Source organism: Pseudomonas grandcourensis, from assembly GCF_039909015.1.
GTDB classification, from domain to species: Bacteria; Pseudomonadota; Gammaproteobacteria; order Pseudomonadales; family Pseudomonadaceae; genus Aquipseudomonas; species Aquipseudomonas grandcourensis.
This window is the reverse complement of record NZ_CP150919.1, coordinates 5,527,729-5,548,584: the sequence shown is the minus strand read 5'-3', so window position 1 is coordinate 5,548,584 and position 20,856 is coordinate 5,527,729. Positions and strand designations below refer to the sequence as shown.

Annotated in this window: 19 protein-coding genes; 10 read left to right on the top strand and 9 right to left on the bottom strand. The window is 61.7% G+C overall.

What is annotated here, in order from left to right; all coding sequences use genetic code 11:
* Positions 1 to 37: 37 nt before the first annotated feature.
* Positions 38 to 943 (bottom strand): LysR family transcriptional regulator, encoded by a 906-nt coding sequence (locus tag AABM52_RS24830; RefSeq protein ID WP_347908721.1) that lies wholly within the window; start codon positions 941 to 943, stop codon positions 38 to 40.
* A gap of 114 nt (positions 944 to 1,057) precedes the next feature.
* Between AABM52_RS24830 and AABM52_RS24825 the strand changes: the two genes are divergently transcribed.
* The gene (locus AABM52_RS24825; RefSeq protein ID WP_347908720.1) at positions 1,058 to 1,936 is read left to right on the top strand and encodes an MBL fold metallo-hydrolase; all 879 of its coding nucleotides are present in this window, start codon (positions 1,058 to 1,060) and stop codon (positions 1,934 to 1,936) included.
* Between the two features lie 46 nt (positions 1,937 to 1,982).
* Positions 1,983 to 2,597: an NAD(P)-dependent oxidoreductase gene (locus tag AABM52_RS24820; RefSeq protein ID WP_347908718.1), complete on the top strand. Its 615-nt coding sequence runs from the start codon at positions 1,983 to 1,985 to the stop codon at positions 2,595 to 2,597.
* 130 nt (positions 2,598 to 2,727) lie between these two features.
* Here the strand turns inward: AABM52_RS24820 and AABM52_RS24815 are convergent, their stop codons facing one another.
* Complete coding sequence (locus AABM52_RS24815) at positions 2,728 to 3,609, bottom strand: LysR substrate-binding domain-containing protein (protein ID WP_347908717.1); 882 nt, start codon at positions 3,607 to 3,609, stop codon at positions 2,728 to 2,730.
* Between the two features lie 161 nt (positions 3,610 to 3,770).
* Here AABM52_RS24815 and AABM52_RS24810 point away from each other — a divergent pair, with 161 nt between their 5' ends.
* The 6 genes from AABM52_RS24810 (at position 3,771) to AABM52_RS24785 (ending at position 11,148) form a co-directional block, all read left to right on the top strand.
* Positions 3,771 to 5,408 carry a 5-guanidino-2-oxopentanoate decarboxylase gene (locus tag AABM52_RS24810; protein ID WP_347908715.1) on the top strand — a complete coding sequence of 546 codons (1,638 nt, stop codon included), beginning with the start codon at positions 3,771 to 3,773 and terminating at the stop codon, positions 5,406 to 5,408.
* Positions 5,405 to 6,853 (top strand): aldehyde dehydrogenase family protein, encoded by a 1,449-nt coding sequence (locus AABM52_RS24805; RefSeq protein WP_347908713.1) that lies wholly within the window; start codon positions 5,405 to 5,407, stop codon positions 6,851 to 6,853. The genes AABM52_RS24810 and AABM52_RS24805 overlap by 4 nt, the downstream gene beginning before the upstream one ends.
* 217 nt (positions 6,854 to 7,070) lie before the next feature.
* Positions 7,071 to 8,174, top strand: coding sequence for an ABC transporter substrate-binding protein (locus AABM52_RS24800; RefSeq protein WP_007986100.1), 1,104 nt, complete (start codon positions 7,071 to 7,073; stop codon positions 8,172 to 8,174).
* A gap of 146 nt (positions 8,175 to 8,320) precedes the next feature.
* Positions 8,321 to 9,229: an ABC transporter permease gene (locus tag AABM52_RS24795; protein WP_347908711.1), complete on the top strand. Its 909-nt coding sequence runs from the start codon at positions 8,321 to 8,323 to the stop codon at positions 9,227 to 9,229.
* Positions 9,226 to 10,074 carry an ABC transporter permease gene (locus AABM52_RS24790; protein ID WP_347908709.1) on the top strand — a complete coding sequence of 283 codons (849 nt, stop codon included), beginning with the start codon at positions 9,226 to 9,228 and terminating at the stop codon, positions 10,072 to 10,074. The genes AABM52_RS24795 and AABM52_RS24790 overlap by 4 nt, the downstream gene beginning before the upstream one ends.
* A gap of 18 nt (positions 10,075 to 10,092) precedes the next feature.
* A complete protein-coding gene (locus AABM52_RS24785) occupies positions 10,093 to 11,148 on the top strand; it encodes an ABC transporter ATP-binding protein (protein ID WP_347908708.1) in 1,056 nt (351 codons plus the stop codon).
* A gap of 153 nt (positions 11,149 to 11,301) precedes the next feature.
* On the opposite strand, the gene AABM52_RS24780 is transcribed toward AABM52_RS24785, so the two are convergent.
* Positions 11,302 to 12,231, bottom strand: a complete 930-nt coding sequence (locus tag AABM52_RS24780; protein WP_347908706.1) for an AraC family transcriptional regulator — start codon at positions 12,229 to 12,231, stop codon at positions 11,302 to 11,304.
* A 344-nt stretch (positions 12,232 to 12,575) separates the two neighbouring features.
* On the opposite strand from AABM52_RS24780, the gene AABM52_RS24775 reads away from it, so the two are divergent.
* Both AABM52_RS24775 and AABM52_RS24770 read left to right on the top strand, forming a co-directional pair.
* Positions 12,576 to 12,929 (top strand): putative quinol monooxygenase, encoded by a 354-nt coding sequence (locus AABM52_RS24775; protein WP_150728062.1) that lies wholly within the window; start codon positions 12,576 to 12,578, stop codon positions 12,927 to 12,929.
* A gap of 41 nt (positions 12,930 to 12,970) precedes the next feature.
* Positions 12,971 to 13,201: a hypothetical protein gene (locus tag AABM52_RS24770; RefSeq protein ID WP_110661890.1), complete on the top strand. Its 231-nt coding sequence runs from the start codon at positions 12,971 to 12,973 to the stop codon at positions 13,199 to 13,201.
* 3 nt (positions 13,202 to 13,204) lie between these two features.
* On the opposite strand, the gene AABM52_RS24765 is transcribed toward AABM52_RS24770, so the two are convergent.
* The 6 genes from AABM52_RS24765 to AABM52_RS24740 all read right to left on the bottom strand — a co-directional run bounded on the left by AABM52_RS24765 (position 13,205) and on the right by AABM52_RS24740 (position 20,786).
* Positions 13,205 to 13,828: a flavin reductase family protein gene (locus AABM52_RS24765; protein ID WP_347908705.1), complete on the bottom strand. Its 624-nt coding sequence runs from the start codon at positions 13,826 to 13,828 to the stop codon at positions 13,205 to 13,207.
* A 134-nt stretch (positions 13,829 to 13,962) separates the two neighbouring features.
* Positions 13,963 to 14,196, bottom strand: coding sequence for a hypothetical protein (locus AABM52_RS24760; protein WP_347908703.1), 234 nt, complete (start codon positions 14,194 to 14,196; stop codon positions 13,963 to 13,965).
* A 224-nt stretch (positions 14,197 to 14,420) separates the two neighbouring features.
* Positions 14,421 to 15,740, bottom strand: coding sequence for an MFS transporter (locus AABM52_RS24755; RefSeq protein WP_223532179.1), 1,320 nt, complete (start codon positions 15,738 to 15,740; stop codon positions 14,421 to 14,423).
* Between the two features lie 292 nt (positions 15,741 to 16,032).
* Complete coding sequence (locus AABM52_RS24750; protein WP_347908702.1) at positions 16,033 to 17,358, bottom strand: sigma-54 dependent transcriptional regulator; 1,326 nt, start codon at positions 17,356 to 17,358, stop codon at positions 16,033 to 16,035.
* Entirely contained in the window at positions 17,352 to 19,118 is a 1,767-nt protein-coding gene (locus AABM52_RS24745; protein WP_347908700.1) for an ATP-binding protein, read from the bottom strand. The genes AABM52_RS24750 and AABM52_RS24745 overlap by 7 nt, the downstream gene beginning before the upstream one ends.
* Positions 19,119 to 19,262: 144 nt before the next feature.
* The gene (locus AABM52_RS24740) at positions 19,263 to 20,786 is read right to left on the bottom strand and encodes a fumarate hydratase (protein WP_046042171.1); all 1,524 of its coding nucleotides are present in this window, start codon (positions 20,784 to 20,786) and stop codon (positions 19,263 to 19,265) included.
* Between the last annotated feature and the right edge of the window lie 70 nt (positions 20,787 to 20,856).

The following is a 20,856-nucleotide window of genomic DNA, read 5'->3' as shown; positions in this document are numbered from 1 at the left end:
GCCATCGCGAGCAAGCTCGCTCCCACAGAGTTTCCATTTACAACCCGATATCCCACTCCGGTTCCTCCGGAAACCTCACCACCAGAAAATCGAGCAAGCTGCGCAACGCCGCCGGCATGTGTTTGCGCGAGGCATACACCGCATATACGTTCATTTGCCGGGGTTCAGCCGCTGGCAGCAGGCGAATCAACTCGCCGCTGTGAATGTGCACCCCAGCCTGGTACGTGGGCAGCATCGCCACCCCGGCGCCGGCGATCGTTGCGCGCAGCAGCGTGCTGGCCTCGTTGGCGCTGATGTTGCCTTGCACCGGTACTGAAACCTGCTCGCCGTCCTGCTCGAAATGCCACAGGCTTTTGCCGAAGTAGGAGTGGGTCAGGCAATTGTGCCGGCTCAGGTCCTCGACCCGTTGCGGCGCCGGGTGCTCGCGCAAGTAAGCGGGGGACGCGCAGATCACCGAGCGGCAAACCGTCAGGCGGCGGGCGATCAGGTTCGGGTCCAGGTCGTTGCTGGTGCGGATCGCCAGGTCGATGCGCTCATCTACCAGGTTCACGGTGCGGTCGAGCATCTGCATGTCGATGCTGACGCCGGGGTAGCGTCGCACGTACGCAGCCATGGCATCGGCCAGTTGCGCCTGGCCGAAGGAGGTGCTGACGCTGATTCGCAGCAGGCCGCGCGGTGCGTCATCCGGTTCGCTGACGGCAGCCTGCATGTCGGTGGACAAGTCGAGCATCTGCCGACAGCGGGGCAGGATCTCGTTGCCAGCGGCGGTCAGGCTCAACTTGCGCGTGGTGCGATGCATCAGGCGTGCGCCGACCCAGTCTTCCAGTTCCGCCAGATACCGCGACACCACCGGCCGTGACAGCTCCAGATGATCGGCTGCGGCCGACTGGCTGCCGAGGTCGACCACCGTAACGAATACACGCATTGCTTGAAGACGATCCATGATTTGCCCGCTTTCAGAAACAAACTATGTTCAAGCATCGCATTTTTTGTACTGAGTCAGGCAACTAAGCTCTGTTCCATCGCCAAGCAAGGCATTCGGACAACGGAGCAACAGATGATCGGTTTCACCACTTTAAAGCGCATTTTGCTGGCAGGCGCCGCCCTCGGTTTCGCCAACCATGCAGCCGCCTCGACCCTGACGCTGGATGTCTACAATCCCGGCGAAAAAGCCATCTTCCCGGTGACCTCGGTGCTGGTCAGTGGCGAGAAAGAAGCGATCCTGGTGGATGCGCAATTCGGCAAATCCCAAGCTGAACAGGTGGTGGAAAAAATCCGCGCCAGCGGCAAGCAACTGACCACCATTTACATCAGCCATGGCGATCCGGATTACTACTTCGGCCTCGATACCCTGACGGCGGCGTTCCCCAAGGCCAAGGTCCTCGCTTCGCAGCCGACCGTCGACCACATCAAGCGAACCGTCGACGGCAAACTGGCGTTCTGGGGGCCGAAAATGGGGGCCGACGTGCCGGCCAAAACCATCGTGCCAGGCGTGCTCAAGGGCGACAGCCTGATCCTTGAAGGGCAGAAGTTGCAGGTGGTTGGTCTTAAGGGCCCGCAGCCTGATCGCAGTTTTGTGTGGATTCCGTCGATCAAGGCGGTGGTCGGTGGTGTCGTGGTGGCGAAAAACATCCACGTGTGGATGGCTGACACGCAAACGCCACAGTCCCATGCCGATTGGTTGGCTACGCTGCATTCCATTGAAACCCTGAAGCCGCAGACCGTGGTGCCGGGTCATTACCTCGGTGAGAGCGATCACTCCCTGGCCGCCGTGCAGTTCACCGCCGCTTACATCAAGGCCTTCGACGAGGAAACCGCCAAGGCCAAGGATTCTGCCGCGCTGATCGCGGCGATGAAAAAGCGCTTCCCGACCCTGGGTGATGAAAGCTCCCTGGAGCTGAGCGCCAAGGTCGCCAAGGGCGAGATGAAGTGGTAACCCGCCTCAACTGATATCCAAGAAGCTCAACCCACTGGAGTACGTCATGAGCAAAATCGCAATCATCGGTGCCACCGGTCGTGCCGGTAGCCAACTGCTGGAAGAAGCCCTGCGTCGCGGTCACAGCGTTACCGCCATTGCCCGCGACACATCGAAAATCGACCCGCGTGAAGGTGTGGTCAGCAAGGCCGTCGATGCCCTTGATGCCGCTGCGTTGCAAGCTGCAATTGCGGGGCATGACGTGGTGATCAGCGCGGCGCATTTCGCCACGCTACCTGCCAGCGCAGTCGTTGGCCCGGTGAAAAAAGCCGGGGTCAAACGTCTGCTGGTGGTGGGCGGGGCAGGTTCGCTTCTATTGCCCGATGGTACTCGAGTGATCGATAGCGCAGGTTTCCCTGAGGCTTACAAGGCAGAGGCCAGTGCCGGTGCCGAATTCCTCGCAAACTTGCGTGAAGAGCGGGATCTGGACTGGACCTTCCTCTCGCCATCGGCCGAATTTGTCGAAGGCGAGCGCACCGGGAAATTCCGCCTCGGTCAGGATGATTTGCTGGTGAGCAGCGAAGGGCGCAGCTGGATTACTTTTGCCGACTATGCGATTGCAATGCTCGACGAAGTGGAAGTGCCGAAGCATTCGCGGCAGCGCTTTGCGGTCGGGTACTGAGTTCACTGATCACCTGTAGGAGTGAGCCTGCTCGCGATAGCAGCGGAGCAGTCAACATTGATTTTGAATGTGAAGCCGTCATCGCGAGCAGGCTCACTCCTACAGGGTGGTGCACCAGGTTTTTGCGGTTTTACCGCGACTGCGCCTGCTCCACCAACCAGCCCATCAATTCACGCAACTTCGGCGAAGGCCCGGGTTTTTCGGGGAATACCAGGTAATACGCCAGTCCTGTTGTCACCTTCAATTCGAATGGCATGACCAGTCGCCCGGCGTTCAGGTCATCGCCGATCAGCGACCAATCGCCAATCGCCACACCCGTTCCCTGGGACGCCATCGACATCGCCAGGTCCAGTGTTTCGAAATGCTGGCCCTTGCCAACATTGGTCAAATGCACATCCGCGGCTTTCAACCAGGCTTTCCAGTCCCGCTCGTCGCGGGTCGGGTGCAGCAACAGGTGCTGTTGCAGATCTGCCGGGGCCTGCAGGGGCATGGGGCCTTCGAGCATCGGCCTGGAACACACCGGCGTGAGTTGTTCGTCGAAGAGTTTTTGCGACATCAATGAGTCGTCCGGCGGTGCGCCGTACATCACCGCGGCATCGAACTGCTCGCGATGAAAATCTACCCCGTGCTTGACCGTGGTGGTCAGTTCCACCGGCACGTCCGGGCGCTCCCTTTGCCATTGCAGCAGACGCGGCAGCAACCAGCGCATGACGCAGGTCGGAGCCTTGAGCTGCAGGGTTTCGCGCTTTTCGCCGATCTGTTCAACGGCCTCGTCGATCAGGCCGAAAATCTGCTGGACCCGTGGCAGCCACTCCCGTCCCTCGGCTGTCAGGTCCAGGCCTCGGGCCAGGCGGATGAACAGCTCATAACCCAGATGATCTTCCAGCCCGGCGATCTGCCGACTCACCGCGCCCTGGGTGATGTGCAGCTGTTCGGCGGCCCGGGTGAAATTGCAGCACTGCGCGGTAATCAGAAAGGTGTGCAGCGCCGGCAGGGGAGGCAGTCGTTTCATTGGGATCCAAGGTATGACGTGAGGACATGGCTAGTATGACTTTTTATCCATTGTTGCGGCTACCTGTCGCCCGTTCCAATGAGGCCATTCCCGGGCCTGCGAATCCATCATAGACACAGCGCATGCCCGGCGTCTCAAATCGAACAAGAAGGGCAATTCACATGGCGACGTGCGGCGAAGTATTGGTCAAGTTACTCGAAAACTACGGAGTCGAGCAGGTGTTCGGCATTCCGGGGGTGCATACCGTGGAGCTGTATCGCGGGCTGGCCCGTTCGAGCATCAACCACGTCACGCCGCGCCACGAACAGGGTGCCGGCTTCATGGCCGACGGCTACGCCCGCACCAGCGGCAAACCGGGTGTGTGCTTCATCATCACCGGCCCAGGCATGACCAACATCACCACCGCCATGGGCCAGGCCTATGCCGATTCGATCCCGATGCTGGTGATCTCCAGCGTGCAATCGCGCAGCCAGTTGGGCGGCGGTCGCGGCAAGCTGCATGAGCTGCCGAACCAGGGCGCACTGTGTGCCGGTGTCGCGGCGTTCTCCCACACCCTGATGTCGGCGTCGGAATTGCCGGGCGTGCTGGCTCGCGCCTTCGCGCTGTTCCAGGCTGGCCGTCCGCGTCCGGTGCACATTGAAATTCCGCTGGATGTCCTGGTTGAAGAAGCCGACGACTTGCTCGCCAGCCTGCCGGTCAATATCGACCGCGCCGGTGCTTCGCCGAGCGCTGTGTCGCGCATGACCGATTTGCTGGCCGGTGCCAAGCGTCCGCTGATTCTCGCCGGTGGCGGTGCCATCGACGCAGCGTCCGAGCTGACTGAACTGGCCGAACTGCTGGACGCGCCGGTCGCCCTGACCATCAATGCCAAGGGCATGCTCGCCTCCGGCCACCCGCTGCTGATCGGCTCGACCCAGAGCCTGGTCGCCACCCGAGCGCTGGTCGCCGAGGCTGACGTGGTACTGGCCATCGGCACCGAACTGGCCGAGACCGACTACGACGTGACCTTCGCCGGTGGCTTCGAAATTCCTGGCAAGTTGCTGCGCGTCGATATCGACCCGGACCAGACCGTGCGCAACTACCCGCCGCACGTGGCACTGGTGGCCGACTCGCGCAACGCCGCCCAGGCTTTGCTCAGCGCCCTGTCGCACAAACCCCTGGCCGAGCGCCGCAACGATTGGGGCCAGGTACGTGCCGCCCGTCTGCGTGAAGACCTGGCCGCGACCTGGGACGCACCGACCCTGGCCCAGACCCGCTTCCTCGAAACCGTTCTGCAGGAATTGCCAGACGCAGTGTTCGTCGGCGATTCGACCCAACCGGTGTACACCGGCAACCTGACGTTCAACCCGGAGCGTCCGCGTCGCTGGTTCAACTCGTCCACCGGTTACGGCACCCTCGGCTACGCTTTGCCGGCGGCGATTGGCGCCTGGCTGGGTGGCAGCGTCGAAGGTGGCGCGCGTCCTCCGGTGGTGTGCCTGATCGGCGACGGTGGCCTGCAGTTCACCCTGCCGGAGCTGGCCAGCGCCGTTGAAGCGCGCACCCCGGTGATCGTGCTGCTGTGGAATAACCAGGGCTACGAAGAGATCAAGAAATACATGGTCAACCGCGCCATCGAGCCGGTGGGCGTGGACATCTACACCCCGGACTTCATCGGTGTGGCCAAGGCATTGGGTTGCGCCGCCGAAGCGGTCAGCAGTGTCGAGCAACTGCGCGGCGCATTGCGTGTGGCCAGCGATCGCCAGGGTCCGACCCTGATTGAAATCGACCAGACCCAGTGGATGCAGGCGGTGTCGAAATGACTTTCCCTACGACCCTGGATGGCCTGTACATCAACGGCCAATGGTCGGCCGGCAACGAACACCTGCGCGTGATCAATCCGGCGACCGAAGCCCTGTTGACCACCGTGAATGGCGGCGATGAGCGCGCCGTTGATCAAGCCGTGAGCGCGGCGACCCAGGCGTTCGCCGACTGGTCGAAAACCACGGGCGCCGAACGCGGTGCGATCCTGCGCAAAATCGCCGCGGGCGTGCAGGCCAATCGCGAAAAACTGATGCACTTGCAGTCGAGCAACAACGGCAAGCCGCAATTCGAAGCCGCGATCGACGTCGATGACGTGATCGCCACATTCGAGTATTACGCCGGTCTGGCTGAAGGGCTGGATGCCAAACAAGACAGCGCCATCGAACTGCCGACCGACGACTTCAGCGCGCGTTTGCGTCGCGAGCCGTGCGGTGTGGTCGGCCTGATCGTGCCGTGGAATTTCCCGATGGTCACCACTGCGTGGAAACTCGCCCCGGCCCTGGCCGCTGGTTGCTGCGTGGTGCTCAAGCCTTCGGAAGTGACGCCGCTGCCGGAGCTGGAACTGGCGGCGATCATTGCTGAAGCCGGGTTGCCTGCGGGCGTGTTCAACCTGGTGTGCGGCACTGGCCTCGCGGTTGGCGCTCCGCTGTCGGCTGACTCGCGCATCGCGAAAATTTCCTTCACCGGCAGCAACGCGGTCGGCGTGCAGGTCATGCAACGGGCGGCGGAAACCGTCAAGGGCGTGAGCCTGGAACTGGGCGGCAAATCCTCGCTGCTGGTGCTGGCCGATGCCGATCTCGACCTGGCGGTGGACGTGGCCTGTGGCGGCGGTTTCTTCAACGCCGGGCAGATGTGCTCCGCCACCAGCCGCGTACTGGTCGCCGATGAACTGGCCGATGAATTTCTGACCCGTGTGAAGGCCCGTGCCGAAGCCATTCGCGTGGCTGACCCGTTCGACCCGAACGTGGAAATGGGCGCGCTGGTCAATCAGGCGCAATACCAGCGCGTGCTCGGTCACATCGATCGCGGTTTGAGTGCCGGCGCCAAGCTGGTTTGCGGTGGCAATCGCCCGGCCGACCTGCCGCGCGGATATTTTTTGCAGCCGACGGTTTTCACCGAAGTGCCCCTCGACAGTGCGTTGTGGAATGAAGAGATTTTCGGCCCGGTGATCTGCGTGCGCCGTTTCGCCTGCGAGGCCGAAGCGATTGCCCTGGCCAACGACAGCCAGTTTGGCCTGGTCGCCAGTGTGGTGACGCGCAATGCACAGACCGCTGACCGCGTCGCCAACGCTTTGCAGGCGGGGCTTGTGTGGATCAACGCGCCGCAGGTGATCTTCCCGCAGACCGCCTGGGGCGGCTACAAACAGAGCAGCATCGGCCGCGAACTGGGGCCGTGGGGCTTGCAGGCTTTCCAGGAAATCAAACACGTGATCCGGGCCGTCTGAAGGCACGAAAAAGGTGAGTGCATGCCTCGCATTGAGGCATGCGCTGGCGTCATGGCTTCAATGAGTTTTTATCGATAGTCAGGTGTTTTACACGACCTCAGGATGAACTCGCTGGTTCAACCAACCCCCCGAAAATAGAGGGGCCAACGCTGATCCAGTCGCGCGGATGCAACAGTTTCGACCTGCCTCATACCTACAAAAACAAAGGGAGTCCGTAATGGGCGAGCATGATCTGAACAGACGTCAATTTATCAAGACCGTGGGCGTAGCCTCGGTTGCAGCAGCGGCAATGAGCATGCCGTTCATCAAGGCCAATGCCAGCGACACACGTTTTGCCGGCAAGACCCTGCGTTTGCTGACCTGGTCCGATGACACCGGCCTGGCTGCACTGCGCAACATCGCCGCGACCTTCGAAGACAAGTACGGCTGCAAGGTCATCGCCGACCGTACCGGCAGTACCTCGGAAATGGTCGCCAAGCTCAAGGCCGGCGGTGATCGTCCGCAGTACGACATCATCACCCTGGCAGGCGTCGGCGCCGAAGGTCTGGCCGCCGCCAACCTGCTGGAAAAACCCGACCTCAACCGCATTCCCAACCTCGTCGATGTACCGGAGAAATACCGCACTGGCGCCAATGGCCACGGTATCGGTTACCTGCTGTGGTGCAACAGCCTGGTCTACAGCACCCGCACCCAGAAACAAGCGCCGGACAGCTACGCGGCCCTGTGGGATCCAGAACTGGCCCCGAACATCTTCCTGCCGCCGCCGAACTGGACCGAGGCCATGGACCTGATCATCATCGCCGCCAAACTGGCCGGTGGTGACGAGCACAACATCGAACCTGGCTTCAAGAAACTCGCCGAGCTGAAAGATCGTGTGGTGACCTTGGGTGAAAACCCGAACCAGATCGCCGAACTGTTCCGCACCGGTTCCCTGGACATGGGCGGCCTGTACGCACCAGCGTTCTTCCCGAAACAGATCCGCGATCCGAACTACGGCCTGGGCGCTACCTTCGGCATGAAGGAAGGTTTCTACACCGACCTGATGCTGTCGGTGATGCCGAAGAACCGTCCGGGCGATACCGACATGGCCTACGCCTTCATCAACCACTCCCTGGACCCGCTGGTGCAGGGCAAGATGGCTGAAGACATCTACAACGGCCCGGTCAACGCCAAGGCGATCATCTCCGCCGAAGCACGCAAGAGCCCGTACATCCTCACGCCGGAGCAGATTGCCGAGAAGGCGATCATGCACGACAACGCCTTCCTGGCGACTGTGCATGACCAATGGATTCGTCGTTACACGGAAATCTTTTCTTCCTGATCCGTAGGAGCTGCCGAAGGCTGCGATCTTTTGATCCTGCTCTTCGGTGGCTCTGAAAAAGATCAAAAGATCGCAGCCAGCGGCAGCTCCTACAGGGGGCCGTACCGGCTGATATTTCTGATCTTCCATTGACGAGACCCTTTGCTATGGAACACCAACCTCTGACTCATCCGGTGAGTGCCGCCCCCGTGCGCGCCGCTCGGGGTGTTTCGCCAACGACGCGCGCCTGGCTTTTCCTCTCGCCGTCGATGCTGTTTCTTGGCGTACTGATTGCCGCGAGCCTCTTGGTACTGCGCATGAGCGTGGGCACCAAGGGCGCGGAATGGTCCGGGTTCAGCCTGGCCAGTTACGCCCAATTGCTGGAACCCTATTATCTCAAGTCGCTGATGCTGACCCTGCGCCTGGCGCTGATCAGCGCGGTGATCGCAGTGATTCTGGCGATCCCGGTGGCCTACACCATGTCGCGCCTGACCTCGCCGTTCGTGCGACGGATCTTCCTTGCGGCGGTGTTGCTGCCATTGCTGGTCAACCTGCTGCTGCAAAGCTACGGCTGGCTGGTGATTCTCGGCCCCGCCGGGATGCTCAACCAGGCACTGATGGGCCTGGGCCTGATCAAGCGCCCGATCATGCTGCTCTACAACCAGAATGGCGTGCTGATGGGCCTGGTGCAAACCGCCTTCCCGCTGGCCGTGCTGCCGATTGCCAGCGCCATGCGCGGCGTCGCCCGCAGCTACGAAGAAGCCGCCGCCACCCTCGGCGCCAGTCGCTTCCAGGTGTTCCGCCAGGTGGTATTGCCGATGAGTCTGCCGGGGATCATTACCGGTGCGACCCTGGTGTTCGCCTACAACGCCAGCAGTTTTGTGGTGCCGTTGCTGCTCGGTGGCCGGCGCGTGCCGATGCTGGCGGTGATGGTGCATGACCAGATCGCCCCGCTGATGAACTGGCCCGCTGCATCCGCTGCCGGTGTGGTGCTGATCGTCACTACTCTCGCGATCATGACCCTGTCCGAATACATCACTGGCCGTCGTCGCCGCATGCTGGAGGCTTCGCAATGAGTACCCTGATCAAGAAGCGCCAGTCACTGTTGCCGGGTGAAACCGGCAAGTTTGCCGGTATCCTGTCGGGCTTCATCCTGCTGTTGGCGGTGTTGCCGATCCTGACCATGATCGTGATGTCGTTCAGCGGCGCGTCGAACCTCGACTTCCCGCCGAGCAGCTACAGCCTGCAATGGTACAAGGCCGCCTGGCACACCTTTGTATCGCCGGACGCCAGCGATGTGCTGAGCCTGGGCAAAGCCATGACCACCAGCCTGATGGTGTCCTGCCTGACCATGGTCTTCGCGACCATCATCGCAGTGCCGGCGGCGTATGCCCTGACCCGTTGCGAGTTCCGTGGCAAGGCCGTGGCCCTGCAATTGATGTCGTTGCCACTGGTGTTCCCGATGGTGGTATTGGGGCTGGCGTTGCTGCTGGTGTTCGACAGCCTGCCGTTTCAGATGACCACCTCGCGCCTGGTGATCGCCCACGTGATCCTCGCGTTGCCGTTCGTGGTGAAGAACTGCACGGCGGCGATGCTCTCCATCGGCAGCGAAGTCGAAGAGGCCGCGCAAATGCTCGGCGCTTCACCGCTGCGGGCGATTGTCGATGTGGTGGTGCCGTTGATGAAGTCGGGGATCCTGGCGGGCATGCTGCTGGCGTTCATCGTCTCGTTCAACGAATTCACCGTGACCTACTTCCTCTACACCATCGACGTCATGACCGTGCCGATCTGGATGTACAGCCGCACCGTGTCTTCGCTCGACCCAACCGTATTTTCGTTTGCCGTGCTGATCGTGCTGATCGACTTCGTCCTGATCTGGGCGCTGGAGAAGCTGGTTGGTGAAGGTGGCGTTTCGTTCTGATTTCTTGAGGTGATTCACATGTCTGGTCTGATTCTGGAAAACGTCGAGAAACATTACGGCTCGGCCTGCGCGGTAAAGGATGTGAACCTGCATTTGCCCGAGGGCAAACTGGTGTGTTTCCTCGGCCCGTCGGGCTGCGGCAAGACCACGCTGCTGCGCATGATTGCCGGCCTGGAAACCCTGACCGGCGGCGAGATCCGCCTGGACGGTGAAGACATCGGCAACACCCCGGCGCACCTGCGCAACTTCGGCATGGTGTTCCAGTCCCTGGCGCTGTTCCCGCATATGACCGTGGGCGAGAACATCGCCTATCCGCTGAAACTGCGCGGGGTCAGCAAGGCCGACCAGCAGGCGCGGGTGGTGGAATTGCTGGAACTGATCCAGCTGCAAGCGATGATCAATCGCCCTGTGGCCAAGCTGTCCGGCGGCCAGCGCCAGCGCGTGGCGATTGCCCGGGCGATTGCCTCGCACCCGAAAATCCTCCTGCTCGACGAGCCGTTGTCGGCACTGGACGCCAAGCTGCGCGAGTCGATGCAGGTGGAAATCCGTCAACTGCAACAGCGCCTGAACATCACCACCATCATGGTGACCCACGACCAGCGCGAGGCCATGACCATGGCCGATATCGTGGTCGTATTGGGTGAGCACAAGGTGCAGCAGGTGGGCACGCCGATCGAGATCTACCGCCATCCGGCCAACGAATTCGTCGCGGACTTCATCGGCTCGGGCAACATCTTCCCGGCCACGGTGCTGGGCAACGGCAAGGTCATCCTGCCGGGCGGCGATGCGCTGCAAGTGCCGATCTGCAGCAGCATTGTGGTCGGCGAAAAGGTGAAGATGCTGATTCGCCCGGAAGACCTGCAACTGTCGGCTCCGCAGGCGACCGCGGGCAACCGTTTGCTGGGCAAGGTGACCTTCGTACGCGATATCGGCGCGACCATCGAGACCACGGTGGAGTGTTCCGGGGTGTCGTTTACTGCGCTGAGCACGCCTTGCCAGGGCTTTGGCCTGAGCGTTGGTCATCCGGTGTCGGTGACCTTGCCGGTGGAGGCTTGCCGGGTACTCGGCGCCTGATCCGGATTTGATGTTGGCCTCACTGGCCCCATCGCGAGCAGGCTCGCTCCTACAGTTGATCTGAAGTGTTCACAAGTATTGTGTTCACAGGAGATCCAATGTGGGAGCGAGCCTGCTCGCGATGAGGCCGGTACTGATTGCAAAAAAGTTGGATCAGACTGACAAGCGCAACCGCGCCAGATCCCTTAACGGCGGAGCCCCGAACAATCGGCTGTACTCACGGCTGAACTGCGAAGGGCTTTCATACCCGACCCTATACCCCGCCGCCGAAGCCTCCAACCCTTCGGCCAGCATCAACCGCCGTGCTTCCTGCAGGCGCAATTGCTTCTGATACTGCAACGGACTCATCGCCGTCATCGCCTTGAAGCGGTGATGCAGCGTCGACACGCTCAGGTTCACTTCCTTCGCCAGATCATCGATGCGCAACGGCTGTTCAAAATTGCCGTTGAGCCATTTGATCGCCTGGCTGATGCGATGGCTCTGGCTGTTGGCGATGGCGATTTCGTACAACCGATGGCCCTGCTTACTGCGCAACAGGCGATAGAGAATCTCCCGGCGAATCAACGGCGCGAGCATGGCGATGTCTTTCGGCGTGTCCAGCAACCGTGCCAGGCGCAGCACGGCGTCGAGCATCGCGGTGTCGAGTTTTTCGACATACAGCCCGCGCCCGGTCGGCCGGGTGGGCACGCCGAGGGGCCCGGCGTCGGCGATCAGCGCAGTGATTTCCGCCGGGTCGATGTCCAGGCGCAAGGCCAGGATCGGTTCTTCGGCCGAGACATTCACCACCCGTCCACTGAGCGGCATCGAGACCGAGACCACCAGGTAGTTCAACGGGTCGTAGTTGAAGTACTCGTTAGCCAACTGAACTTCCTTGCGCCCCTGGGCCATGATGCACAGCGCCGGTTGCGCCAGTACCGGGGCGAACTCGTGGGACTGGCTGTGGCGGGACATGAACAGCGAGCCGATGGCCGTGGCATAACTGCCATCTTCGGCGGTGTTGCGGCGAATGATCGCCGCCAGTTCCGCGCGCTGCTTTTCCATGTCGGTGTCCAGCGGGACTTGAAAGTGATCGAGCGACGACATGCGAGGCATCCTCGGCAAGGCAAGGCATGGAAGGAATGGAGCAGAGCATAAGTTTGTGCAAGCGACAGCGGTAGACACATCCTGCCGGATGCTTGCCTGATTCTGCATGGTGGCGACCGGCGGTGTAGCCACTAGAGCCTTGTGCCGCAAGAAATTGCTTGAAACTCGTATGGCAGAACCGTGACAGGGTTTTAGTGATTGTTACAGGCTTGTCATGCAGTTTCGCAGGATTGTGCAACGCACCGGCAGGAATCGACTAACGAGACAGGCGTCGCGGCCCTTAACCTTTGATCCTGTCGCAGCCCGTCCCCCGGCTGCCACGCGACTCCCCGGGAGGGTTGAACATGTCCACGCAGATCCCCGTCAGTCATATGGCCTTCGTTCGAGCGCGCGCCGGGCGTTCGGCGGAACTCGGTGTGCGCCTCAGCGCCCTGATCGAACCGTCCCGTGCAGCGCCAGGCTGCCTGAGCTTTGCCTTGCAGCATTCGCAATGCGATCCGGAGTTGTGGCTGGTGTCCGGTTTCTGGAGCAATCAACAGGCCATGACCGCGTACTTCAGCACACCGGCGATGGAGATTTTTGCCGAGCTGGTGCAGGAGCTGGTGGTCAACAGTCTGGATTTCCACACCTTCAAGGATGTCTCGGCGGCGCAGGCCTTGGGGCAGTCCGCAGCGGCGGTACACAAACTGGCCGGTTGAGGGTTTAATGACGGCATTCTCAACCAGCCAGGATGCGCGACATGGCACGTAAAGCCTTTGATCACTTCGAAGCTGTTTCCGCTGTAGTACCGGGCGAGGGTGGTTACCACGCCGCTATCGCCGTCAAGGCGCTGGGTGGTTCCGGCGCCCCGCGTTTTCACAAAGTGCTGGAAGGCCAGACCTTCAAGACCGCCCACGAGGCCGATGATGCGGCCGCCAAGGAGCTGACCCGCCTCAAGGACGTCAAGGAAAACACCGACCTGCTCTGGTGATTCTCACCGCCCCGGGCGGTACATCTTGAATAACGCCTCAGGCCCCAGCTGGAAGTAATCCGCTGGCCCGCCGCCGCGCAGAATCGGTTCTGCCGCGGCGGTGTCGTACACCCCATCCTTCAACAGCCATTTGGCGATATGCACGGCGACCACTTCGCCGAGGATCAGCCAGCTCGGCACTACATTGCCGTCCGCCCGTTGCAACTGGATGATCTGCGTGACCTTGCATTCGAAGGACACCGGGCTCTCGGCCACCCGTGGCACCTGAATGACTCTTGAGGCAGCGGTCGTCAGCCCGGCCAGTTCGAACTCGTTGACCTCAGGCTTGGCCATGGCGCTGCTCTGGTTCATCTGCTCGGCCAGCGGCCGCGTGGCCAGGTTCCAGGCGAACTCGCCGGTCTGTTCGATGTTGTTCAGGCTGTCTTTGCGCCCGACGCTGGAAAAACCAATGATCGGCGGAATGTAGTTGAAGGCGTTGAAGAAGCTGTAGGGCGCCAGGTTCAAGCGGCCCTCGGCATCCTGTGAAGAGATCCAGCCGATGGGGCGCGGGCCGACGATGGCGTTGAACGGATCGTGGGGCAGGCCGTGGCCGTTGGCGGGTTCGTAGAAGTGGATGTCGTCGGGCATGGGGATTTCCAGAACTTGCGGGAGACGCTCATGGTGCAAGCACGCGCCACGGATTTCCAGTCGGATGTAGATCACTGTAGGAGCGAGCTCGCTCCTACAGGTTTTGAAGCCGGGCTGTGAGTTTCCCTCCACGATCAGCCGATAGCTTCAGCGCTACCGGTTTTGTCGAAACCGTCGGCAGCGACAGCGCCCGCAGTGCCGGTTTTATCGAAGCCGTCAGAAGCATAGGTGCCCGAGTGGCTGCGTTCGATGGCGGCGCTGGCACCGGAGCCGTAAGAGGCCGAGCCGGTTTTGTCGTAGCCATCGGCTGCAAAGGTATTGGCAGCCAGCACGGAAAGGGTCAAGGCAAGGATCAATCGGGTTTTCATGACAGGTACTCCAGGTACGTTCGCTATGGGTACGTTCAGGCACTCTTTCGAGGCCTGTAACGGATATACGTGCGTCCTGTCGATATGGATGCACTCAGCTGCAGGCTGGTGCCGGTGCATTAACCGATGATTATCCGGGTGGAGGGGGAGACGAATGGTGCCCTTCGCGAGTTCGTTCGCGAAGGGCCTTGGCGCTCACCGTTGCAGTGAGCGTCGATTGGCGATCAGTCCGTGACAATCCGCGAATGCTTGCGGGTGTCCTTCATGGTGACGTACACCAGCAACGACACGGCAATGCACGCCGTGACGTACCAGTAGTAACCCGTCTCCATGCCGATGCTCTTGAACCACAGCGCGATGTATTCAGCGGTGCCGCCGAAGATCGAGACGGTCAGTGCGTACGGCAGGCCCACGCCCAAGGCGCGGATTTCGGTCGGGAACAGTTCAGCTTTCACCACGGCGTTGATCGAGGTGTAGCCGCTGACGATGATCAGCGCCGCCATGATCAGGAAGAACGCGCCCCACCAGGTCTGGATGGTGTGCAGGGTGGTGAGGATCGGCACGGTGAACAGCGTACCCAGAATGCCGAAGGCAATCAGGATCGGCCGGCGACCGATTTTATCCGACAGCCCGCCGATGATCGGTTGCAGGCACATGAACAGGAACAGCGTGGCGGCGGAAATGGTGGTGGAGTCGGAGATGCTCATGCCGACGGTGTTCACCAGGTATTTCTGCATGTAGGTGGTGTAGGTGTAGAACGCCAGGGTACCGCCCATGGTCAGGCCGACCACGGTCATCAGTTCCTTGGGGTGACGCATCAAGGTGCGCATGGCGCTTTCCTTGGCTTTTTCTTTCTTGGTGAAGGACTCGGTCTCTTCCATGCCGCGACGCAGGTACAGCGCAACCACGGCACACAGCGCGCCGATGGCGAACGGGATGCGCCAGCCCCAGGCGTAGAGCTCTTCGGTGGTCAGGAAGTTCTGCAGGACAATCAGCACCGCCAAAGCGATGAGCTGGCCGGAGATCAGGGTCACGTACTGGAAGCTGGAATAGAAACCGCGACGCTCCTTGGTCGCCATCTCGCTGAGGTAAGTGGCGGAGGTGCCGTATTCGCCACCCACCGACAGGCCTTGCAGCAAGCGCGCGAACACCAGCAGGATCGGCGCGCCGATGCCGATGACTTCATAACTCGGGCTCAGGGCGATCAGCAGCGAGCCGAAGCACATCAGGTACACCGAGGCCATCAGGGCCTTTTTGCGCCCGACCTTGTCGGCATACAGGCCCATCAGCCAGCCACCGATCGGGCGCATCAGGAAGCCCACGGCGAAGATTGCGGCGGTGTTGAGCAGTTGGGCGGTAGTGTCGCCTTTGGGGAAGAAGGTCTTGGCGAAGTACAGGGAGAAGGCGGCGTAGACGTACCAGTCGTACCACTCGACCATGTTGCCGACGGAACCGCTGAAGATCGATTTGATGCGGCTGGACGTGGTTCTTTCTTTGGCCGGCACGGCAGCCGACCCAAGCGGCAGGGAGTTGGAGTTATCCATTGAAGGATCCTTCATTTAATTGTTTTTGTGGAGCGCGATTAAACGCAGCCTGCAGGGGCTATAGCAGGAGCTGTGCCAACGGGGAGAGGGCCGGTTTAGAGGGGGGAGGGCGTTTCGGTGAGCGGAAATCCGCTCATGTTTCGTTGGGTGTGAGCGGAAAATTGCTTATTCATGCCGGGGATTTTCTTTGCTTGAACCGGCCCCATCGCGAGCAGGCTCACTCCCACAATGGTCCGGTGTACATCAAATAACTGTAGGAGCGAGCCTGCTCGCGATGAGGCCGGTTCAGACGCTACACAAACATCTCTCTGCTCAACCCATGCCGCTGCATCTTTTCATTGAAGGTCCGGCGCGGCAGTTGCAGTTCTTCGAGCACCGCTTTCACATCGCCCTTGTGCCGGGTCAGTGCCGCACGCAGGCATTGCGCCTCGAACGCTTCCTGCTGAGCCGCCAGTGACTGGCCGGGCTCGATGCCCAAGGGCTCCGGCTCACCGAGTCCCAATACCTGACGCTCTGCGACGTTCGCCAGTTCGCGCACGTTGCCCGGCCAGTCGTGGTTCAGCAGGTGACTCAACTGTGCGCCGCTCAACGGTGGAAATTTGCGTCCCAGGCGTTCGGCGGCGTTTTGGGCAAAGGATTCGAACAGCAGGGGGATGTCTTCACGGCGTTCGCGCAAGGGCGGCAGGCGTAGTTCAGCGACGTTCAAGCGATAGGCCAGGTCTTCGCGAAAACGCCCGGCCCGCGCTTCGTCGAGCAGGTCCGGCTTGGTCGCGGCAATGATGCGCAAATCCACGCGGATGCTCTGGTTCGAGCCCAATCGTTCAAGCTTTTGCTCTTGCAACACCCGCAGCAGCTTCACCTGCTGGGCCAGCGGCATGCTTTCGATTTCATCGAGAAACAGCGTGCCGCCGTCGGCGTATTCGAGCTTGCCGATGCGCTTGCCGGACGCCCCGGTGAACGCGCCGCTCTCGTGACCGAACAGCTCGGCCTCGAACAGTTGTTCGGGGATGGCCGCGCAGTTGAGCGCGACAAACGGCTTGTCGGCCCGCGGCCCGAAGTCGTGCAGACAACGCGCGACCAGCTCCTTGCCGCTACCGGTTTCCCCGCGAATCAGTACGTTGACCGGCAGGGTTGCCAGGTCCAGCACCTGCCGGCGCAGAGTCTGTAAACCCCGGGACACGCCGAGCAGCGTGGCATCCAGTTTGGCGCGGTTGTCCGCCTGCTCGTGCAGCGCGCGGTTTTCCAGCACCAGCCGGCGCTTGTCGAGGGCGCGGCGCAGGCTGCCGAGCAGGGTTTCCGGGCTGAAGGGTTTTTCGAGGAAATCATAGGCACCGTCGCGCATGGCCTCGACGGCCATCGGCACATCGCCGTGGCCGGTCAGCAGGATCACCGGCAAATCGGCATCCCGGCGTTGCACCTCGGCCAATAGTTCCAGGCCGGTCATGCCGGGCATGCGCACGTCGCTGAGAATCACCCCGGCAAAATGCCTGGGTAACTGCGCCAGGCATTCATCGGCGCGGCTGAACAACTGCACCTCGAAACCCGACAGGCTCAACCATTGCTCGACGGCGCTGCGGATGCTGCTTTCGTCGTCGACCACGATCACTGAGTTCAGCATGGTTCATGCACCTCCAGGTCGATGGGCAAGGTCACGGTAAACACGGCGCCTTTGTCATGATTGTCGGCACTCAGGCGCCCGCCGGATTCATGAACGATGGCAAAGGACACGGCCAGCCCGATCCCCAAGCCTTCGCCCACCGGTTTGGTGGTGAAGAACGGATCGAAGACCTTGGGCAGGTTCTCTTCGGCGATACCGCCACCGTTGTCGATCACGCTCAGGCGCCACAATTGTTCGTCGGCTTCGAGGCGGATTTCCAGGCGTTTGCAGGGTTTATCCTGCATCGCATCGAGGGCATTGCGCAGCAGATTGATCAGCACCTGTTCCAGGCGAATCGCATCGCCACGCACCCAGGCCGGACGGGTCAGGTGCAGCACGGTGCTGACCTGTTCGTCGCGCAGCCGGGTGTCGAGCAGTTGCAACGACTGGTCCACCACCGCCGCCAGGTCCAGGCGTTCGCGCAAACCGCTGGGGCTTTTGCGAGCGAAGGTTTTCAGATGGCCGGTGAGGGCGGCCATGCGCGTGAGCATTTCATCCACCGGTTTGAGCGCCTTGTAGGCGTCGTCGACGCGACCATGGTCAAGCAGCAGGCGCAAGGTCGCCAGCTGCATGCGCTGGGCGGTGAGCGGTTGGTTGATCTCATGGGCGAGGGCGGCGGACATCTGCCCCAGCGCCGCGAGTTTGGCCGATTGCACCAGGCCTTCCTGGGCAGTGCGCAGGTCGCGGGTACGCTCTTCTACAAGCTGTTCGAGTTCTTCGCGACTGCGTTGACGCAGTTTGGCCAGGCGCCAGCGCTGGTTGAGAAACAGCAGCAGGAACACCAGGGTCAGCCAAAGCCCGGCCGCGGCGAGGGCGGCGTTGCGGCTGTCTTCGAAGGCGACCTGCGGTCGACGCAGCAGGTGCAAGGTCCAGCCTTCAGTAGTCAACGGCAGGGATTCCCACAGGTAATCCGACTTGCCGTCGGGACCGTCGACCCGAGCCAGGTCACTGTTGTCGTCGAAGCGCCGCAACGATTGAAACCCAAGCGGCGTCAGCGGCTGCTTGTCGTACTGGCGGGTGGCCTTGAGTTCGGCATGATCGCTGTCGCTCAGCGCCTTGAGCAGGCGATAGCGCCAACCCGGCTGGTTGGCAATGAAGATGATTCCACGTGCGTCGCTGACCAGCAGGGTGTCGCTGCCCTGACGCCACTCGCGTTCCAGTTCGGGGAACTCCAGTTTCACCACCATGGCGCCGAGGAACTGGCCATCGTCATCGCTGACCGCGCTGGAGAGGAAGTAACCGGGAATGCCGCTGGTCACCCCCACGGCATAAAAGCGCCCGGTGCCCTGGGTGCGGGTCTGGTTGAAATAGGGACGGAAACCGTAGTTGTGGCCGACATAACTGCTGGGCAAGCGCCAGTTGCTCGCCGCCACGGCCAGACCGGTGCGATCGAGCAGTTCCAGGGTCGAGGATTGGGCGGCGCCGTTGATCTTTTCCAGTTTGCGGTTCAGCGCATCCTGTTGCTCGGGACTCACCGCCCCCTTGAGCGCCGAGCGCAGCTCCGGGTCCAGCGCCAGCACCGCGGGCAGGGCGCGGTAACGTTCGATCAGGGTATGCAGCGACGTGGCATACAGCGCCAGTTGCTGATTGGCGCGAGCCGCGTCTTCGACCATTGACTGGCGCACGGTGTGGCGCATGGCCAGGGTGGCGGCGATGGCGGCACCGGCGACGATCAGCAGGGTGTAGAGCGCCAGGCGCAGGGTTCGGGAGGTCGGCAACATGCAGTGAGCAACAGGCCAAAATGGGGGAAGGCACCATAGCATGCGAAGGGCGCTCTGCTCTCGCCGGAGTACCGTTATCCAGCCGAAAAAAAACCGGCCTGTCGTTGCCGACAAACCGGTTTTTTCAGCGGACCTGAGTGCCGTTTATTGCACTTCCACCGCCAGGCTTTCACTGATCTTTTTCTGCCAGATGGCAGGACCGGTGATGTGTACCGACTCGCCCTTGCTGTCGACCGCAACGGTCACGGGCATGTCTTTTACGTCGAACTCGTAGATCGCTTCCATGCCCAGCTCGGCGAAAGCGACAACGCGGGATTTCTTGATCGCTTGCGCCACCAGGTAAGCCGCGCCACCGACAGCCATCAGATAAACGGCTTTGTGGTCCTTGATCGCTTCGATCGCGGTCGGGCCGCGCTCGGATTTGCCGATCATGCCCAGCAGGCCAGTCTGCTCGAGGATCTGACGGGTGAACTTGTCCATCCGCGTCGCGGTGGTCGGGCCAGCCGGGCCAACCACTTCTTCGCGCACCGGATCAACCGGGCCGACGTAGTAGATGAAGCGACCCTTGAGGTCCACCGGCAGGGTTTCGCCCTTGTTCAGCATCTCGACCATGCGCTTGTGCGCAGCGTCGCGACCGGTGAGCATCTTGCCGTTGAGCAGGACGGTTTCGCCCGGCTTCCAGCTCTGCACTTCTTCCGGGGTCAGGGTGTCGAGGTTGACGCGACGGGCCGACGGACCAGCTTCCCAGACGATTTCCGGGTAGGCGTCCAACGGTGGCGCTTCCTGGGCAACCGGGCCGGAACCGTCGAGCACGAAGTGCGTGTGACGGGTGGCGGCGCAGTTCGGGATCATGCACACCGGCAGCGAAGCGGCGTGGGTCGGGTAATCCATGATCTTCACGTCGAGCACGGTGGTCAGGCCACCGAGGCCCTGGGCGCCGATGCCCAGTTGGTTGACCTTCTCGAACAGTTCCAGGCGCATTTCTTCAATGCGGTTCTGCGGGCCACGGGCTTTGAGCTCGTGAATGTCGATGGACTCCATCAACACTTCCTTGGCCATGACCGCGGCTTTCTCGGCGGTGCCGCCGATGCCAATGCCGAGCATGCCCGGTGGGCACCAGCCGGCGCCCATTTCCGGAACGGTTTTCAGCACCCAGTCGACGATCGAGTCGGACGGGTTGAGCATGGCCATTTTCGACTTGTTCTCGGAACCGCCGCCCTTGGCCGCCACGTCCACTTCCACGGTGTTACCCGGAACGATGGAGTAGTGGATAACGGCCGGGGTGTTGTCCTTGGTGTTCTTGCGAGCGCCCGCCGGGTCGGCGAGGATCGAAGCGCGCAGGACGTTTTCCGGCAGGTTGTAGGCGCGACGTACGCCCTCGTTGATCATGTCGTCCACGCTCATGGTGGCGCCATCCCAACGCACGTCCATGCCCACGCGGACAAACACGGTCACGATGCCGGTGTCCTGGCAGATCGGACGATGGCCGGTGGCGCACATGCGCGAGTTGATCAGGATCTGTGCCATCGAGTCGCGGGCCGCTGGCGATTCTTCGCGCAGGTAGGCCTCGTGCATCGCCTGGATGAAATCCACGGGGTGGTAGTAGGAAATGAACTGCAGGGCGTCGGCAACGCTCTGAATCAGGTCGTCTTGCTTGATCACGGTCATGAGTCGCGCTCCTCTAAAAGACGGGAACATACAATAAGGTGCTTGCAGCTTGGGTGCATCGGTCGGTTGC

What these genes read in the sequence shown, in the direction of transcription:
- AABM52_RS24830 (WP_347908721.1), bottom strand. Translation starts at nt 943, where the DNA reads ATGGATCGTCTTCAAGCAATGCGTGTATTCGTTACGGTGGTCGACCTC.
- AABM52_RS24825 (WP_347908720.1), top strand. Translation starts at nt 1,058, where the DNA reads ATGATCGGTTTCACCACTTTAAAGCGCATTTTGCTGGCAGGCGCCGCC.
- AABM52_RS24820 (WP_347908718.1), top strand. Translation starts at nt 1,983, where the DNA reads ATGAGCAAAATCGCAATCATCGGTGCCACCGGTCGTGCCGGTAGCCAA.
- AABM52_RS24815 (WP_347908717.1), bottom strand. Translation starts at nt 3,609, where the DNA reads ATGAAACGACTGCCTCCCCTGCCGGCGCTGCACACCTTTCTGATTACC.
- AABM52_RS24810 (WP_347908715.1), top strand. Translation starts at nt 3,771, where the DNA reads ATGGCGACGTGCGGCGAAGTATTGGTCAAGTTACTCGAAAACTACGGA.
- AABM52_RS24805 (WP_347908713.1), top strand. Translation starts at nt 5,405, where the DNA reads ATGACTTTCCCTACGACCCTGGATGGCCTGTACATCAACGGCCAATGG.
- AABM52_RS24800 (WP_007986100.1), top strand. Translation starts at nt 7,071, where the DNA reads ATGGGCGAGCATGATCTGAACAGACGTCAATTTATCAAGACCGTGGGC.
- AABM52_RS24795 (WP_347908711.1), top strand. Translation starts at nt 8,321, where the DNA reads ATGGAACACCAACCTCTGACTCATCCGGTGAGTGCCGCCCCCGTGCGC.
- AABM52_RS24790 (WP_347908709.1), top strand. Translation starts at nt 9,226, where the DNA reads ATGAGTACCCTGATCAAGAAGCGCCAGTCACTGTTGCCGGGTGAAACC.
- AABM52_RS24785 (WP_347908708.1), top strand. Translation starts at nt 10,093, where the DNA reads ATGTCTGGTCTGATTCTGGAAAACGTCGAGAAACATTACGGCTCGGCC.
- AABM52_RS24780 (WP_347908706.1), bottom strand. Translation starts at nt 12,231, where the DNA reads ATGTCGTCGCTCGATCACTTTCAAGTCCCGCTGGACACCGACATGGAA.
- AABM52_RS24775 (WP_150728062.1), top strand. Translation starts at nt 12,576, where the DNA reads ATGTCCACGCAGATCCCCGTCAGTCATATGGCCTTCGTTCGAGCGCGC.
- AABM52_RS24770 (WP_110661890.1), top strand. Translation starts at nt 12,971, where the DNA reads ATGGCACGTAAAGCCTTTGATCACTTCGAAGCTGTTTCCGCTGTAGTA.
- AABM52_RS24765 (WP_347908705.1), bottom strand. Translation starts at nt 13,828, where the DNA reads ATGCCCGACGACATCCACTTCTACGAACCCGCCAACGGCCACGGCCTG.
- AABM52_RS24760 (WP_347908703.1), bottom strand. Translation starts at nt 14,196, where the DNA reads ATGAAAACCCGATTGATCCTTGCCTTGACCCTTTCCGTGCTGGCTGCC.
- AABM52_RS24755 (WP_223532179.1), bottom strand. Translation starts at nt 15,740, where the DNA reads ATGGATAACTCCAACTCCCTGCCGCTTGGGTCGGCTGCCGTGCCGGCC.
- AABM52_RS24750 (WP_347908702.1), bottom strand. Translation starts at nt 17,358, where the DNA reads ATGCTGAACTCAGTGATCGTGGTCGACGACGAAAGCAGCATCCGCAGC.
- AABM52_RS24745 (WP_347908700.1), bottom strand. Translation starts at nt 19,118, where the DNA reads ATGTTGCCGACCTCCCGAACCCTGCGCCTGGCGCTCTACACCCTGCTG.
- AABM52_RS24740 (WP_046042171.1), bottom strand. Translation starts at nt 20,786, where the DNA reads ATGACCGTGATCAAGCAAGACGACCTGATTCAGAGCGTTGCCGACGCC.